The following is a 14611-nucleotide window of genomic DNA, read 5'->3' as shown; positions in this document are numbered from 1 at the left end:
GACATGCCCACGCTCTTCGACCCGATCAAGATCGGCGACCTGGAACTCGCCAACCGCATCATCATGGCTCCCCTGACCCGTTGCCGCGCCGACGAGGGCCGCGTGCCCAACGCTCTGATGGCCGAGTACTACACCCAGCGCGCGTCCGCCGGGCTGATCATCAGTGAAGCTACCTCCGTCACGCCGCTGGGCGTCGGCTACCCGGATACCCCCGGCATCTGGTCCGACGAGCAGGTGAAAGGTTGGAGCAATATCACCAAGGCCGTGCATGCCAACGGCGGCAAGATCGTTCTGCAGCTGTGGCACGTGGGCCGTATTTCCGACCCGAGCTATCTGGACGGTGAAGCCCCGGTGGCCCCCAGCGCCATCGCGGCCAAGGGCCACGTGAGCCTGCTGCGCCCGATGCGTGACTTCCCGGTGCCGCGAGCCCTGGAGACCGAGGAGATCGCCGACATCGTCGAGGCATACCGCGTGGGCGCCGAAAACGCCCAGGCCGCCGGTTTCGACGGGGTGGAGATCCATGCCGCCAACGGCTACCTGCTGGACCAGTTCCTCCAGGACGGCACCAACAAGCGCACCGACCAGTACGGCGGCTCCATCGAGAATCGCGCCCGCCTGCTGCTGGAAGTCACCGATGCGGCGATCAAGGTGTGGGGCGCTGGCCGCGTAGGCGTTCACCTGTCGCCGCGCGCCGACCTGCATGACATGGGCGATTCCGACCTGGCGGCCACCTTCGGCTACGTGGCCCGCGAACTGGGCAAGCGAGGCGTGGCCTTCCTCTGCGCTCGCGAGAAGGAAGGTGACGACAGCCTGACGCCCGAGCTGAAGGAAGCCTTCGGGGGTGTGTTCATCGCCAACGAGCGTTTCACCAAGGCGAGTGCCAGTGCCTGGCTGGAAAGCGGCAAGGCGGACGCCGTGGCCTTCGGCGTTCCCTTCATCGCCAACCCTGATCTGCCCGAGCGCCTGCGCCTGGACGCGCCGCTGAACGAACCGCGCCCGGAGCTGTTCTATGCCAAGGGGCCGGTGGGCTATATCGATTACCCCCGCCTGTAATATCGCTGTCCTTGGAAAAGCCCCGCGCCGCACGGCCCGGGGCTTTTTCGTTCGTGGGGAAATCGCGGCACCTGTAGGAGCGAATTCATTCGCGAGGGACCGTGTAGCGGCCCTGGATATTTCTGAAACGGCGCAGACCTTCGGCCTGCCTGGCGAATGAATTGGCCCCTACAGGCGTTGCGGCGCCCAAAAATCCTTCTCCTCTGGTAGCTTTGCACCCATTGCCCGCTTAACCGGCCAGATTTTTTGCCGGCCCGCGGCGGAACCCGGACGGGTTCCGAGTGACCAATGGACCCCGGCTCGAGTCTTTCCGCCGTCAGCGACATGCCAAAGGAATCCTGCATGCACACATCGATACGCCCCCTCATTGCCCTGCTCGGCGCCCTGGCTTTGCCGGTACAGGCGAGCTGGTACCTGGACAACGAGTCGTCGCGCATCTCCTTCATTTCCACCAAGTCCGGCAGCGTTTCCGAGGTGCATCGTTTCCTCACCCTGCACGGCACGATCGGCAAGGACGGCAAGGCGCGACTGCGTGTCGACCTGGAGTCGGTGAGCACCGGTGTGCCCCTGCGGGACCAGCGCCTGCGGGAGCAGTTCTTCGAGATCGCCAAATACCCCGAAGCCGATATCACCGCGCAGCTCGACCTGCGCCCCATCACCGACCTTGCCCCCGGTGCCCAGCTGGAGCTGGGCCTTCCGCTGACGGTGAAGATTCGCGACAAGTCGCAGCCATACCGCGCCGAACTCCTGGCCACCCGCCTGGATGACCACCGCTTCCAGGTGGTGACCCTGGCACCCCTGGTATTGCAGGTGGAGGACTTCGGCCTGACCGGAGCGCTGGATGGGCTGCGCAGGGTCGCCGGCCTGCCGGGCATCAGCCTGTCGGTGCCGGTGGGCGCCGTACTGATCTTCACGGAGCGCTGATGGGGCAGATCTTCCCCTGGAAATCCGGCAACCGCTTCGAGCTGTTGATCGACGGACCGCAGTTCTTTCCGACCATGCTCACCGCCATCGCCCGGGCCGAGTATCAGGTCGCGCTGGAGCTCTACCTGGTGGAAGACGGCCAGTGCAGCCAAGCGCTGGTGGACGCCCTCTGCGTGGCCGCCGTGCGCGGTGTGCGAGTGCGTTGCCTGTTCGACGACTTCGGGTGCCTGAAGCTGGGCACGGCGCAGCGCCAGCGGCTGACCGGGGCCGGGGTGCTGCTGCAGTTCTACAACCCGCTGCGCTGGCGCCACGGCTTTCGCAACCTGTACCGCGACCATCGCAAGATTCTGGTGGTGGACGACCGCCAGGCGTTCATCGGCGGCACCGGTGCCACCGACGAATTCTGGGACCCGACCCGGGAAAACAGCCGCTGGCACGAGGTGATGGTGGCCATCGAAGGGCCGCTGGTGGCGCACTGGCAACTGATCTTCGACTATCAGTGGCTGGCCAGCCTCGGCCGCCATCCCTGGAAGCCGGGGGAGGCGCCGGGACTCGCGCATCTCCCGCCTTATCCGGCGGTGGGCGTGGGGCTCGGCAGGCTGGCCTACGCCGATGCCAGTCAGCACCGCGACATCGTCCAGTCCCTGGTGCGCAGCGTCCGCACGGCGCGCAACCGCATCTGGCTGGCGACGCCCTATTTCCTGCCCAGCTGGAAGGTTCGCCGCGCTCTGATCAAGGCAGCCCGGCGTGGTGTCGAAGTGCGTCTACTGTTGACCAGCCGGCACACCGACCACCCGCCCGTGCGCTTCGCCGGACAGCGCTACTACCCACGCCTGCTGCGCGCCGGGGTGCGGATCTTCGAGTACCAGCAGCGTTTCCTGCACCTGAAAATGGTGCTGGCGGATGACTGGGTCAGCGTGGGTTCCTGCAACTTCGACCACTGGAACCTGCGCTTCAATCTGGAAGCCAACCTGGAGGCCGTGGATCCCCACTTCACAGAGGCCGTGGACGCCTGCATGCGCCAGGACTTCGCCGATAGCCGCGAGATCACCATGGACGACTGGCACGCCCGACCGTTGCTCAAGCGCCTGCGTCAGCGGCTCTGGGGCTGGCTGGACCGATTGGTGGTGAACCTCCTCGATCGCCGTCGCTGAACCGGCAAGGCGCAGTACCTCAGCGAGGCCGCACTTTCGTCAGGTGTGCCCGGCCCGGCGCCCGGCTAGGCTTGCGCCACAACATCAAGAGGGAGTGCCTGCATGGGCCGCTGCTACTTGCCGATCCTGCTGCTGGCCGCTGTGCTGGGTGGCTGCTCTACCCCCGGCGCCTTCTTTGGCGCCACTGACGGGCCGGCGTTTCAGGCGTCCGCACCGAGCGATGGCGAACATGCGCTGGTCTACCTCTACCGCCCCCAGAGCGAATGGGCCGACCAGGAACTGGAAGCGCCGGGGCTGTTCCTCAACAACGAACTGATCGGCAGCCTGCCCAGCAATGGCTACCTGGCGCTGGAATTCGATGCCGCCAGTTACCGGCTGGAGATGCGCCGGCCACTGTTCGGCAGCTACTGGACCCTGTTCGCCGACGGCCCGCTGGATTTCACCCTCATCACCTCCTTCGCCCTGGATGCCAGCGCCGGGCGTACCTACTACCTGCGCTACGACGAACTGGACCCGCCACCGAAGAACAGCGAGCAGCCCAGCGCCGGCAGCGGTCCATTGCAGTTAGTGGAGGCATCGCTGGGCAGCCAGGAAATCATTGCCACCCGCCAGGTTCAGCCCCGCGAGCGCATCGCCGCCAGCGGCGAGCGGGTGCGGCCTCAGGCGGGCTTCTGGCGTGGCGTCGGCCGGGCCCTGGACAAGATCGGTATCTGAGTCGCGCCGTCAGCCCCTGTAGTCGGGGCCCATTACTCCGGACCGAAGGGGCTGGGGATAATTGTCTAACCTTTGAATCCCAGAACGTTCATTCCAGGAGGAGGGTGCGACATGGCCGCGAAGAAGATTCTGATGCTGGTTGGCGACTACGCCGAAGACTACGAAACCATGGTGCCTTTCCAGGCCCTGCTGATGGTGGGGCACTCGGTGCATGCCGTGTGCCCGGACAAGACCGCCGGGCAGACCGTGCGCACCGCCATCCATGACTTCGAAGGCGACCAGACCTACAGCGAAAAACCGGGCCACAACTTCGCCCTTAATTTCGATTTCGCCAGGGTGAAGGCCGAGGACTATGACGCGCTGTTGATTCCGGGCGGTCGGGCGCCCGAGTACTTGCGGTTGAATGCCGGGGTGCTGGAGCTGGTGAAGGCCTTCGACCAGGCCGGAAAGCCCATCGCCGCCGTCTGCCACGGCGCCCAGTTGCTGGCCGCTGCCGGTGTGCTGGAAGGCCGCGAATGCAGCGCCTACCCGGCGTGCGGCCCGGAAGTGCGGTTGGCGGGTGGCCGGTACGTGGATATTCCGGTCGATGCCGCCCATGTGCAGGGCAACCTGGTCACCGCCCCGGCCTGGCCGGCTCATCCGGCGTGGCTGGCGGCCTTCCTCAAGGTGCTGGGGACGAAGATCGAGCTGTAGAGCGCGTAGGGTGGAAACCGCTCTTTGTTTCCACCGTCGAGGTCTTGCCGGACTCCGATGGTGGAGCGATGGAACGTGATCCACCCTACGGCGCGGGCGCAGGGCTGAGCGGCTTAAACGACCTGTTCGACCCAGTCGTTGAGGTTGTAGTAGTTGGTCACGCGGGCGATCTTGCCGCAGTGGATGTGGAAGAAGGCGCCAGCCGGCAGCACGTAGGTCTGGCCCCGGGCGGGCGGCAGGCCCTCGTCGTCGGCCAGGTACTGGCCATGCACCACGAACTCGGCGGCGGCGCGGCTGCCGTCGGCGCTCTGCATGACGACGATGTCGGACAGGCGCTCCTTGTAGCAGCGGTTCATCTTGTCCATGAAGGCGGCGAAGGCGGCCTTGCCTTGCTGGCGTTCCCCCTGGTTGATGTCGTGCACCACGTCTTCGCTCAGCAGGCCGAGGAAGGTCGGCATGTCCCCGGCGTTGAAGGCGTCGTAATAGGCTTGCACCAGTTCGATAGCGGTCATGGTTGGATTCCTGTCGCAATGGGGTCATTCGGTCAGTGCCGGGCATGATAGGTTCTTGGCCCAGACCCGGCTTAGCCAGGGGCGTCATCCACATCGCCAGAACGACCGCTCCCATGCACATCCGCCTGCTTCAGGGCGCCGCGATCGCGCCGCATATCGATGACCTCGCGCGCCTGCGCCTGACGGTGTTTCGCGAATTTCCCTACCTCTACGACGGTACGCTGGAGTACGAAGCGCGCTACCTGACGACCTATGCCGAATCCCCGGAAAGCCTGTTCGTGCTGGCCCTGGACGGCGAGCGGGTGGTGGGCGCCTCCACCGGCCTGCCCATGGCGGATGAAACCGAGGAATTCCAGCGGCCCTTCCGTGAGCGTGGCTGGGACCCTGAGCGAATTTTCTATTTCGGTGAGTCGGTGCTGCAGGCCGAATACCGTGGCGCCGGCCTCGGTGTGCTGTTCTTCGCCGAGCGCGAGGCCTATGCCCGGCGCCTGGGACGCTTCGATCATTGCGCCTTCTGTGCGGTGGAGCGGCCAGACGACCACCCACGCCGGCCAATTGGTTATCAACCGCTCAATGCGTTCTGGGCAAGGCGCGGCTACCGCCATCATCCGGAGCTGCGCACCGAATACCACTGGCGTGACCTGGACGAAGACACCGAGTCGGCCAAGCCCATGTCCTTCTGGCTCAAGGAACTCAACCCATGATCAGGATCGCTGCCTGTCAGTACGCCATCGAGCTCCATGAAAGCTGGGGCGCCTACGCCCGCCATCTTGAGGGCCTCTGCGCCGAAGCGGCGGGGCAGGGCGCGAAGCTGCTGGTGCTGCCGGAATACGCCGGCCTGGTGCTGGCCGGCCAGCTGCCGCCGGCCGAGCGGGGCGACCTGCAGGCCTCCATCGCCGGCATCCAGCCACTGCTGCAGGACTGGCGAGCGCTCTGTGCCGGCATTGCGGCGAAGCTCGGCGTCTACTTGCAGCCGGGCAGCCTGCCGGTGCGCGACGCCGATGGGCGGTATCGCAACCGTGCCTGGCTGTTCGGCCCAGGCGGTGAGTTGGGGTATCAGGACAAGCTGATCATGACCCGCTTTGAGCGCGAGCAGTGGGGGATTGAGGCGGGGCAGGGGCTCCGGGTGTTCGATACGACCCTGGGACGGCTGGGCATCCTGATCTGCTACGACAACGAATTTCCGCTGCTGGCCCACACGCTGGCCGAAGGGGGCGTCGACCTGATCCTCGCGCCCAGTTGCACCGATACCGAGGCGGGCTACCACCGGGTGCGCATCGGCGCACAGGCCCGCGCGCTGGAAAACCAGATCGCCGTGTTGCAGTCACCCACCGTGGGCCTCGCCCCCTGGTCCCCTGCGCTGGACGAGAACATCGGCCGTGCCGGGCTCTACGTCCCACCGGATTACGGCATGCCCAGCAATGGCGTGATCGCGCAAAGCCCCGAACTCTGCCCGGATTCCAGCCAGTGGCTGATCTGCGACCTGGACCTGGACGAAGTGCGTCGGGTGCGTAATGAGGGGCAGGTATTCACCCGGCGCGACTGGCCGGAGCAGTTCGAGCAGGCGACGCTACTGTAGGTCGGCGCGGTGATTCGTAGGATGGGTGGAGCCTGCGATACCCATCAACGATGTTCCCGGCGGGCTCAATGGGTATCGCTCCACTCGCGGACCGCCGCCTGCCCCATCCAACGATTGCGGAAACGAAAAAGCCCGGCACTTGGCCGGGCTTTTTCATGCAGCGATGAAGGCTTACTTCACTTCCACCGCCAGGTTTTCGGCGATCTTCTGTTGCCAGATCGCCGGGCCGGTGATGTGTACCGACTCGCCGTTGGTGTCGACGGCGACGGTGACCGGCATGTCCTTCACGTCGAACTCGTAGATGGCTTCCATACCGAGTTCGGCAAAGGCCAGGACCTTGGACTTCTTGATCGCCTGGGCCACCAGGTAGGCGGCGCCGCCGACGGCCATCAGGTAGACGGCCTTGTTGTCCTTGATCGCTTCGATGGCGATGGGGCCACGCTCGGACTTGCCGATCATGCCCAGCAGGCCGGTGCTTTCCAGGATCTGGCGGGTGAACTTGTCCATACGGGTGGCGGTGGTGGGGCCAGCCGGGCCAACCACTTCGTCACGCACCGGATCAACCGGGCCGACGTAATAGATGAAGCGGCCTTTCAGGTCCACCGGCAGCTCTTCGCCCTTGTTCAGCATGTCGACCATGCGCTTGTGCGCAGCGTCGCGGCCGGTGAGCATCTTGCCGTTGAGCAGCAGGGTTTCGCCCGGCTTCCAGCTCTGCACTTCTTCCGGGGTGATCTTGTCCAGGTCGACGCGGCGCGCTGAGGGGCCGGCTTCCCAGACGATTTCCGGGTAGGCGTCCAGCGGCGGAGCTTCCAGTTCGGCCGGGCCGGAACCGTCGAGCACGAAGTGGGCGTGACGGGTGGCGGCGCAGTTGGGGATCATGCACACCGGCAGGGACGCGGCGTGGGTCGGGTAGTCCATGATCTTCACGTCGAGCACGGTGGTCAGGCCGCCCAGGCCCTGGGCGCCGATGCCCAGCTGGTTGACCTTCTCGAACAGCTCGAGGCGCATTTCCTCGATCTTGTTCTGCGGACCGCGGGCCTTCAGCTCGTGGATGTCGATCTCGTCCATCAGGACTTCCTTCGCCATCACAGCGGCCTTCTCGGCGGTACCGCCGATGCCGATGCCAAGCATGCCCGGCGGGCACCAGCCGGCGCCCATGGTCGGAACGGTCTTCAGCACCCAGTCGACGATGGAGTCGGACGGGTTGAGCATGGCCATCTTCGACTTGTTCTCGGAGCCGCCGCCCTTGGCCGCGACGTCCACTTCCACGGTGTTGCCGGGAACGATGGAGTAGTGGATGACCGCCGGGGTGTTGTCCTTGGTGTTCTTACGGGCGCCGGCCGGGTCGGCCAGGATGGAGGCGCGCAGGACGTTTTCCGGCAGGTTGTAGGCGCGACGTACGCCTTCGTTGATCATGTCGTCCACGCTCATGGTGGCGCCGTCCCAGCGAACATCCATGCCGACGCGGACGAACACGGTGACGATACCGGTGTCCTGGCAGATCGGGCGGTGGCCGGTGGCGCACATGCGGGAGTTGATCAGGATCTGCGCCATGGAGTCGCGCGCGGCGGGCGACTCTTCACGCAGGTAGGCCTCGTGCATGGCCTGGATGAAGTCGACGGGGTGGTAATAGGAGATGAATTGCAGGGCGTCGGCGACACTCTGGATCAGATCATCTTGCTTGATCACGGTCATGTAGGCGCTCCTCTTGGAGGGAACATCGGGGAAGCGCCGGACCACGACCCGGCGCGCTTGCAGGCTGAAAAGGCGCGGCAGTATAGCGCGTGGGGCCAGTCGGGCACAGTCGCCAGTAGTCGACCTCGGTCGGTTGTCGGACGCCGCCGGAGCACCCGGCTCTCCACGAAAACTCCCGGCATCCGGTAATGCTGCGTAGAGACCGACCTCAACGCGTTCATTTTCAACGCCTGAACTCCGCGGCTTCGGTCGATTCCGCCTTGCCTGATCTTCGCTCGTCGACTTTTCGTAGAGAACCTAGGCAATCTGTGATCACAAGCGTAAATTGATTGCACGGTGCCATTACGGGAAGGAGCCCATGAGCCCAACCAGCCAGCGCGTCAGCCATAGAGCCCTGCAAAGTCTGCTGCTGAAGCGCTTCGGTATGGCCGTGGCCACCTACGCGATGATCCTGCTGCTGTGCTGGATCGCTCTGCTCGGAGGGCTTTTCCGGGTCGATTCGCGCACCGCCCTGGTGGGCACCGGCGTCGTCGTCCTTTCCCAGCTCGTGCTGTTGTGGATCTTCACCAGCGGGCACAACCTCAGGTTCAGCGACCCCAGCCTCACCGAGCTCCAGGTGCTCCTTGCCCTGGGTTGGCACACCTGGCTGATGACCATGGTCGACAGCGCGCGGGGCACCTTGCTGGCGGTCTACGTGCTCATCATGCTGTTCGGTGTGTTTCAGTTGAAGCCGCGGGTTTTCGTCCGCTGCGCTGCCATTGGTTTCTTCGCCTTCGCCGGCCTCAACCTGATCGAGGCCTACCATATGCAGCTGGCGGACCCCGCACTGGCGCTGGTGCAGGTCTGCGTGCTTTTCGTGCTGATGGTGTGGATGAGCCTGTTCGCCAGTTACCTCCAGGCCCTGCGGCAGCGCATGCGCCAGCGCCGCTTCGCCCTCCAGGCGCACCAGGACACCTTGCGCGGGATGATGCGCCAGCTGGAAGACCTGGTGGCCACCGACGAGCTGACCGGGCTGTTCAACCGCCGCCATTTCCTGCGCCTGGCCGGTCGCGAGCTGGAGAACCTTGTCGCCCACCGCCAGCACGGCCTGGCGCTGATCGACCTCGACCATTTCAAGCGCATCAACGACCTCCATGGCCACGCCGCCGGCGACCGGGTGCTGCAGACCTTTGCGGCAGTGGCACTGGCCTGCCTGCGCGACGGTGATGTGTTGGCGCGCTACGGCGGCGAGGAGTTCGTCCTGCTGATCCCCAATTGCGACGCGGACCGCCTCACCGCCTGTTGCGAGCGGTTGCGGGAAGCCTTCGCCGCTGCTGATCCGGTGGGCGTGCAGATGGAGCGGCTGAGCCTGTCCGCGGGCATGACGCTGCTGGTCGCCGGGGACGACCTGGATGATGCGCTGCAGCGGGCGGATCAGGCACTCTATCGGGCAAAGCGCAGCGGGCGTAACCGTTGCGATGCCGCCTGGGAGGGGCAGGGTGCCTGAACTCGAAGTAGCCGGAAAACGTTGGACCGTCTCGCCTGCCAGCAATCTGCTGGACGCCCTCAACGCCGGGGGCTGCAAAGTGCCCTACAGCTGCCGGGCCGGCAGCTGCCACGCGTGCCTGGTGCGTTGCCTGGAAGGTGAACCGGCAGACGCCAACCCCGAGGCCCTGGACCCGGTCCAGCGCGCCGAGGGCTGGCGTCTGTCCTGCCAGTGCCTGGTGGTGCAGGACCTGGTGGTGGAGGTCTTCGATCCCGCCCGCGACGGCATGGAGGCCGAGGTGGCCGCCATCGACTGGCCCGCACCGGACGTACTGCGCCTCTATCTCTCTCCCGAGCGAGCGCTGCGTTACCGCGCCGGCCAGCACCTGCTGCTGTGGAATGACGAGGGTGTCGCCCGCCCGTATTCCCTGGCCAGCCTGCCCGGTGCCGATGAGTTCCTGGAGTTTCACCTGGATTGCCGCCATCCCGGCTTGTTCAGCGACCGCGCCCGCCGCCTGGTGCCGGGGGACAAGCTGCGCCTGGGGGAACTGCATGGCGGTGCGCTCCACTACGATCCTTCGTGGGACGGCCGGCCGCTGCTGTTCCTGGCCTCGGGTACCGGACTCGCGCCGCTGTGGGGGCTGCTGCGGGAGGCCCTGCGGCATCATCATCAGGGCCCCATCCGCATCATTCATCTGGCCCATGACGCCAGCGGCCATTATCTGGCCAAATCCCTCGCCGAGCTGGCTTCCAGCCATTCGGGACTGGTCGTCCAGCTGATCACACCGGCCGAGCTGCCAGAGATTTTGGCGCAATTCCGCCTTGTTTCGCGGCAAACCATCGCCTTACTCTGCGGCCACCCCGCCAGCGTCGATGAGTTCGCGCGCCGGCTTTATCTGGCCGGCCTGCCCCGTAATCAGCTGTTGGCCGATACCTTCCTGACCCGCGAGAAGTGAGCGGGTCCAAGCACATCGAGGAATTTCCATGAGCGAGCATATTCTGGTCGAACGCGAGCAGGGCCTGCTGACGCTGCGCATGAACCGCCCGGACAAGAAGAATGCCCTGACCCGCGCCATGTACAGCCGTATGGCCGAGGTGCTGGATGCGGCCCGCGAAGACCGTGAGGTGCGCGTGGTGCTGATTACCGGTGACGAGGACTGCTTCACCAGCGGCAACGATATCGTCGATTTCCTCCAGGAGCCGCCGACCAGCATGGACAGCCCGGTGTTCCAGTTCATGCGCGCGCTGTTCGATTTCCCCAAACCGGTAGTGGCTGCGGTGAGCGGCCCGGCGGTGGGCATCGGCACCACGCTGCTGCTGCATTGCGACCTGGTCTACGTCAGCGCCGACGCCAAGCTGAAGATGCCCTTCGTCAATCTCGGCCTGTGCCCGGAGTTCGGTTCCAGCCTGATCCTGCCGCGCCTGCTCGGCCACGCCAAGGCGGCGGAATTGCTGCTGCTGGGCGAGGGCTTCACCGGTGAGCAGGCGGCCAGCTGGGGCATTGCCAATGCTGCCGTGGAAAACGGTGCTGCGGCCTTCGCCCGGGCCAAGGAAGCTGCGCTGCGTTTCCTCGACCTGGCACCCTCGGCCCTTGAGGTCAGCAAGCGCCTGATGCAGGCGCCGGGCCGCGAAGAGCTGCGCCGGGTGATCACCGAAGAAGGCGAGCTGTTCGGCCAGCGCCTGCGCTCACCGGAAGCCGTGGAGGCGCTGTCGGCCTTCACCCAGCGCCGCAAACCGGATTTCTCGAAGTTCGGGTGAGTTCGCGCGTACAAGGTTTCAGGCCACACCATGAAAAAAGCCGCCCCGAAGGGCGGCTTTTTCGTTCCTGGCCGGATCAGACCAGCAGATCGCCCACGTGGAGGATCTTCATGGTGTTGGTGCCGCCCTGGGTGGTGTAGCTGTCGCCCTTGGTCAGGATGACCCAGTCACCCTTGGTCACCACGCCGCGTTGCAGCAGCTCGTCCACGGCCATCTGGCTGACCTTCTCCGGCGGCAGCGCGGCGGCGTCGAAGGGAATGGTCTCTACGCCACGGAACAGCGCCACGCGAGCCTGGGTTTCGCGGTGCGGGGAGTAGGCGAAGATCGGCACCGAGGAGCGGATGCGCGACATGATCAGTGGGGTGTAGCCACTCTCGGTCAGGCAGATGATGGCCTTGATGCCGGGGAAGTGGTTGGCGGTGTACATCGACGCCAGGGCGATGCTCTCGTCGCAGCGATCGAAGGTCTGGCCGACGCGGTGGTGGGAGCGGCGGCTGTCCGGGTGCTTCTCGGCACCCTGGCAGATGCGTGCCATGGCCTGCACGGCTTCCACCGGGTATTCGCCGGCGGCGCTCTCGGCCGAAAGCATCACGGCGTCGGTGTAGTCGAGCACGGCGTTGGCTACGTCGGAGACTTCCGCGCGGGTCGGCATCGGGCTGTGGATCATCGACTCCATCATCTGGGTCGCGGTGATCACGGCTTTGTTGTAGCGGCGGGCGTGCAGGATGATTTTCTTCTGGATGCCCACCAGTTCGGCGTCACCGATTTCAACGCCCAGGTCGCCACGGGCCACCATCACCGCGTCGCTGGCACGGATCAGGCCGTCCAGGGCCTCGTCGTCGGCCACGGCTTCGGCGCGTTCGATCTTGGCCACCAGCCAGGCCTTGCCGCCGGCCTCGTCGCGCAGGCGGCGGGCCAGTTCCATGTCGGCGGCGTCACGGGGGAAGGAGACGGCCAGGTAGTCCAGCTCCATTTCCGCGGCCAGTTTGATATCGGCCTTGTCCTTGGCAGTCAGGGCCGGCGCGGTCAGGCCACCGCCACGGCGGTTGATGCCCTTGTGGTCGGACAGCGGGCCGCCGATGGTCACGCGGCACTGCAGTTCGTCGGCGGTGGTGGCTTCCACGCGCATCACCACGCGGCCGTCGTCCAGCAGCAGTTCGTCGCCCACGCCGCAGTCCTTCACCAGGTCCGGGTAGTCGATGCCGACCACTTCCTGGTTACCGGCGTCGCGCGGATGGGTGACGGAGAAGCGGAAGCTGTCGCCTTCTTTCAGCTCGATGCGCTTGTTGGCGAACTTGGCGATACGGATCTTCGGACCTTGCAGGTCGCCGAGCAGGGCGACGAAGCGACCGTGCTTGGCGGCCAGTTCACGCACCAGGCGGGCGCGTGCCTTGTGTTCCTCGGGGGTGCCATGGGAGAAGTTCAGGCGGGCGACGTTGAGCCCGGCGACGATCAGTTGCTCCAGGACCTCCGGGGAGTTGCTGGCCGGGCCGAGGGTGGCGACGATTTTGGTGCGGCGGAAGGGCATGCGAAGACTCCATTTTTCAAGCTGAGCCCGAGGCTACTACGCGGGAAAACTGTAGTCATTGTTCCTTTTCACTACCCGCTGAATTGTTTCAGGTGGCCCGCCGGACGGTTTCAGGTGTCGTTCCGATTGAGGATCTGGTCCAGGTGGTGGGACGCCTTCGGGGCCAGGTCGCTGTCGGGGAATTGCACCAGCAACCGGCGCAGGTAGCCGATGGCCTTGTCGCGACTGGCGTGGGGATTGTCCGGTGCCATGTACATCAGGGCCAACTGATAGAGCGCCTTCTGCTTGATGTCGGGCTGCACATGATCGTCCGACAGCGCCAGCCGGTAGAGCTCCTCGGCTTCGGCGACGCGGTCCTTGAGCACGGCGCGGCGCGACAACAGGGTCATGTCCGGGTCCAGGCCGGGCTTGTAGAGGTCGAGGTTGCTGCTGGGCTTCCAACTGGCGAGGAGTTCACGGGATGTTTTCTGCACCGGCTCCCTGGCGCGCTGGCGGATGACCAGGATGCGTGCCTCGGCCCGCTCGGCGGCGCGGCTGGCGGGGAATTCGTCCAGCACGCGCTGCAGGTAGGCGAGGGCCTTGGCGTCGTCGCGCTGGTCGTTGTAGCGGCTCATATAGATGAGGCCGATCTGGTAGAGGGCGATGGCGCGTACGTCGTCGCTGAACCTGTCGTCGCGGTAACCCACCAGGTACAGCTCCTCGGCCTCCGGGCTCTTGGCGTCGCGGATGGCCATGGCGCTGTAGGTCAGCAGGTCGCCTTCCTCTTCCACCGCGGCAGCCATGCGCTGGCTCTTCATGGTCTTGTATTCCACGACTTCGTTGGTGGTGAGCTGGGTGATGAACAGCGGGGTGGTGGGCGAGCAGGCGCCCAGCAGGAGGCAGAGGGCGAGGAGGGCGCTGCGCTGGACGTGCATGGTGGGACCGGGGCCGTGGGCGTTGCCGGGAGTCTAGCAGCGGCGGTCCTCGATTCGGGGCGGGCACCTTCACGACCAATCGGAGGTTATGCTTGGCACCTTGCCACCGCCTGGCGGCCTGAAGAAGTAGCGCGGCCGGCCGATATCCCAATGGACGGAGGAATTACCCATGCGAACCCTGATCATCCTCAGCCTGCTGGCAGCGACCACCGGTTGCACCAGCCGCTGGGCGCTCGACACCCACCTGAACAGCGCCTACCGCGCCTATGATCGGGGCGATTGCGCGGACGCGATGCTCTCGCTGTCCAAGGCCGAGCGCGAGAGTCGCTCCCGCCAGTACATGCAGCCGGAAATTTCGCTGCTGCGTGGCCAGTGCCTGGAGCGCCAGAGCCTGTTCGTTGACGCGGCCCAGACGTATCAGTTCATCATTACCCGCTACCCCACCAGCGAATACGCCTATCGCGCCAAGGCGCGGCTGGAGACGCTGCAGCAGCTTGGTCATCTGAGTGGCAGCGGCGCGAGGACGAACCCGGCGCCGCTGTGACGTCCGATCAGGCCGTCGGTCGCGGCCGGCTTGAGCCGTGTCGGAGCGGGACTAAGCTGACCATCTACCCGAGGAGCCA

15 protein-coding genes are annotated in these 14611 nt (G+C 65.7%); 11 read left to right on the top strand and 4 right to left on the bottom strand.

What is annotated here, in order from left to right; translation table 11 throughout:
- Window positions 1–3: 3 nt before the first annotated feature.
- The 5 genes from TQ98_RS21780 to TQ98_RS21760 all read left to right on the top strand — a co-directional run bounded on the left by TQ98_RS21780 (window position 4) and on the right by TQ98_RS21760 (window position 4538).
- Window positions 4–1053 carry an alkene reductase gene (locus TQ98_RS21780; protein ID WP_044873648.1) on the top strand — a complete coding sequence of 350 codons (1050 nt, stop codon included), beginning with the start codon at window positions 4–6 and terminating at the stop codon, window positions 1051–1053.
- Between the two features lie 342 nt (window positions 1054–1395).
- Window positions 1396–1977 (top strand): YceI family protein, encoded by a 582-nt coding sequence (locus tag TQ98_RS21775; protein WP_044873649.1) that lies wholly within the window; start codon window positions 1396–1398, stop codon window positions 1975–1977.
- Window positions 1974–3131 carry a phosphatidylserine/phosphatidylglycerophosphate/cardiolipin synthase family protein gene (locus TQ98_RS21770; RefSeq protein ID WP_044873650.1) on the top strand — a complete coding sequence of 386 codons (1158 nt, stop codon included), beginning with the start codon at window positions 1974–1976 and terminating at the stop codon, window positions 3129–3131. The genes TQ98_RS21775 and TQ98_RS21770 overlap by 4 nt, the downstream gene beginning before the upstream one ends.
- A 102-nt stretch (window positions 3132–3233) precedes the next feature.
- Window positions 3234–3845 (top strand): DUF2846 domain-containing protein, encoded by a 612-nt coding sequence (locus tag TQ98_RS21765; protein WP_044873651.1) that lies wholly within the window; start codon window positions 3234–3236, stop codon window positions 3843–3845.
- A gap of 111 nt (window positions 3846–3956) precedes the next feature.
- The gene (locus TQ98_RS21760) at window positions 3957–4538 is read left to right on the top strand and encodes a DJ-1/PfpI family protein (protein ID WP_044873652.1); all 582 of its coding nucleotides are present in this window, start codon (window positions 3957–3959) and stop codon (window positions 4536–4538) included.
- Between the two features lie 113 nt (window positions 4539–4651).
- Here the strand turns inward: TQ98_RS21760 and TQ98_RS21755 are convergent, their stop codons facing one another.
- The gene (locus tag TQ98_RS21755) at window positions 4652–5050 is read right to left on the bottom strand and encodes a nuclear transport factor 2 family protein (protein ID WP_044873653.1); all 399 of its coding nucleotides are present in this window, start codon (window positions 5048–5050) and stop codon (window positions 4652–4654) included.
- A gap of 113 nt (window positions 5051–5163) precedes the next feature.
- On the opposite strand from TQ98_RS21755, the gene TQ98_RS21750 reads away from it, so the two are divergent.
- Both TQ98_RS21750 and TQ98_RS21745 read left to right on the top strand, forming a co-directional pair.
- Window positions 5164–5754 carry a hypothetical protein gene (locus tag TQ98_RS21750; protein ID WP_044873654.1) on the top strand — a complete coding sequence of 197 codons (591 nt, stop codon included), beginning with the start codon at window positions 5164–5166 and terminating at the stop codon, window positions 5752–5754.
- Window positions 5751–6629, top strand: a complete 879-nt coding sequence (locus tag TQ98_RS21745; RefSeq protein WP_044873655.1) for a carbon-nitrogen hydrolase family protein — start codon at window positions 5751–5753, stop codon at window positions 6627–6629. Before TQ98_RS21750 ends, TQ98_RS21745 begins: the two co-directional genes overlap by 4 nt.
- Window positions 6630–6800: 171 nt before the next feature.
- Here the strand turns inward: TQ98_RS21745 and TQ98_RS21740 are convergent, their stop codons facing one another.
- The gene (locus TQ98_RS21740) at window positions 6801–8324 is read right to left on the bottom strand and encodes a fumarate hydratase (RefSeq protein WP_044873656.1); all 1524 of its coding nucleotides are present in this window, start codon (window positions 8322–8324) and stop codon (window positions 6801–6803) included.
- Between the two features lie 358 nt (window positions 8325–8682).
- Between TQ98_RS21740 and TQ98_RS21735 the strand changes: the two genes are divergently transcribed.
- The 3 genes from TQ98_RS21735 to TQ98_RS21725 are packed head-to-tail and all read left to right on the top strand — an operon-like array spanning window position 8683 to window position 11546.
- Window positions 8683–9810, top strand: a complete 1128-nt coding sequence (locus TQ98_RS21735; protein ID WP_044873657.1) for a GGDEF domain-containing protein — start codon at window positions 8683–8685, stop codon at window positions 9808–9810.
- The gene (locus TQ98_RS21730; protein ID WP_044873658.1) at window positions 9803–10744 is read left to right on the top strand and encodes an iron-sulfur-binding ferredoxin reductase; all 942 of its coding nucleotides are present in this window, start codon (window positions 9803–9805) and stop codon (window positions 10742–10744) included. Before TQ98_RS21735 ends, TQ98_RS21730 begins: the two co-directional genes overlap by 8 nt.
- 28 nt (window positions 10745–10772) lie before the next feature.
- Complete coding sequence (locus TQ98_RS21725) at window positions 10773–11546, top strand: enoyl-CoA hydratase (RefSeq protein ID WP_044873659.1); 774 nt, start codon at window positions 10773–10775, stop codon at window positions 11544–11546.
- Between the two features lie 76 nt (window positions 11547–11622).
- On the opposite strand, the gene pyk is transcribed toward TQ98_RS21725, so the two are convergent.
- Both pyk and TQ98_RS21715 read right to left on the bottom strand, forming a co-directional pair.
- Window positions 11623–13074: a pyruvate kinase gene (gene pyk, locus TQ98_RS21720; RefSeq protein WP_044873660.1), complete on the bottom strand. Its 1452-nt coding sequence runs from the start codon at window positions 13072–13074 to the stop codon at window positions 11623–11625.
- Between the two features lie 110 nt (window positions 13075–13184).
- On the bottom strand, window positions 13185–13988 hold the full coding sequence (locus TQ98_RS21715) for a tetratricopeptide repeat protein (protein ID WP_044873661.1): 804 nt from the start codon (window positions 13986–13988) through the stop codon (window positions 13185–13187).
- Between the two features lie 169 nt (window positions 13989–14157).
- On the opposite strand from TQ98_RS21715, the gene TQ98_RS21710 reads away from it, so the two are divergent.
- Window positions 14158–14532, top strand: a complete 375-nt coding sequence (locus tag TQ98_RS21710; protein WP_044873662.1) for a hypothetical protein — start codon at window positions 14158–14160, stop codon at window positions 14530–14532.
- Window positions 14533–14611 lie beyond the last annotated feature (79 nt).

Source organism: Pseudomonas sp. LFM046 (assembly GCF_000949385.2).
Lineage (GTDB): Bacteria > Pseudomonadota > Gammaproteobacteria > Pseudomonadales > Pseudomonadaceae > Metapseudomonas.
The sequence above is the reverse complement of the archived record's forward strand: the minus strand, read 5'-3'. Positions and strand labels throughout refer to the sequence as shown.

What these genes read in the sequence shown, in the direction of transcription:
- TQ98_RS21750 (WP_044873654.1), top strand. Translation starts at nt 5,164, where the DNA reads ATGCACATCCGCCTGCTTCAGGGCGCCGCGATCGCGCCGCATATCGAT.
- TQ98_RS21710 (WP_044873662.1), top strand. Translation starts at nt 14,158, where the DNA reads ATGCGAACCCTGATCATCCTCAGCCTGCTGGCAGCGACCACCGGTTGC.
- pyk (WP_044873660.1), bottom strand. Translation starts at nt 13,074, where the DNA reads ATGCCCTTCCGCCGCACCAAAATCGTCGCCACCCTCGGCCCGGCCAGC.
- TQ98_RS21755 (WP_044873653.1), bottom strand. Translation starts at nt 5,050, where the DNA reads ATGACCGCTATCGAACTGGTGCAAGCCTATTACGACGCCTTCAACGCC.
- TQ98_RS21775 (WP_044873649.1), top strand. Translation starts at nt 1,396, where the DNA reads ATGCACACATCGATACGCCCCCTCATTGCCCTGCTCGGCGCCCTGGCT.
- TQ98_RS21765 (WP_044873651.1), top strand. Translation starts at nt 3,234, where the DNA reads ATGGGCCGCTGCTACTTGCCGATCCTGCTGCTGGCCGCTGTGCTGGGT.
- TQ98_RS21745 (WP_044873655.1), top strand. Translation starts at nt 5,751, where the DNA reads ATGATCAGGATCGCTGCCTGTCAGTACGCCATCGAGCTCCATGAAAGC.
- TQ98_RS21760 (WP_044873652.1), top strand. Translation starts at nt 3,957, where the DNA reads ATGGCCGCGAAGAAGATTCTGATGCTGGTTGGCGACTACGCCGAAGAC.
- TQ98_RS21780 (WP_044873648.1), top strand. Translation starts at nt 4, where the DNA reads ATGCCCACGCTCTTCGACCCGATCAAGATCGGCGACCTGGAACTCGCC.
- TQ98_RS21725 (WP_044873659.1), top strand. Translation starts at nt 10,773, where the DNA reads ATGAGCGAGCATATTCTGGTCGAACGCGAGCAGGGCCTGCTGACGCTG.
- TQ98_RS21715 (WP_044873661.1), bottom strand. Translation starts at nt 13,988, where the DNA reads ATGCACGTCCAGCGCAGCGCCCTCCTCGCCCTCTGCCTCCTGCTGGGC.
- TQ98_RS21740 (WP_044873656.1), bottom strand. Translation starts at nt 8,324, where the DNA reads ATGACCGTGATCAAGCAAGATGATCTGATCCAGAGTGTCGCCGACGCC.
- TQ98_RS21735 (WP_044873657.1), top strand. Translation starts at nt 8,683, where the DNA reads ATGAGCCCAACCAGCCAGCGCGTCAGCCATAGAGCCCTGCAAAGTCTG.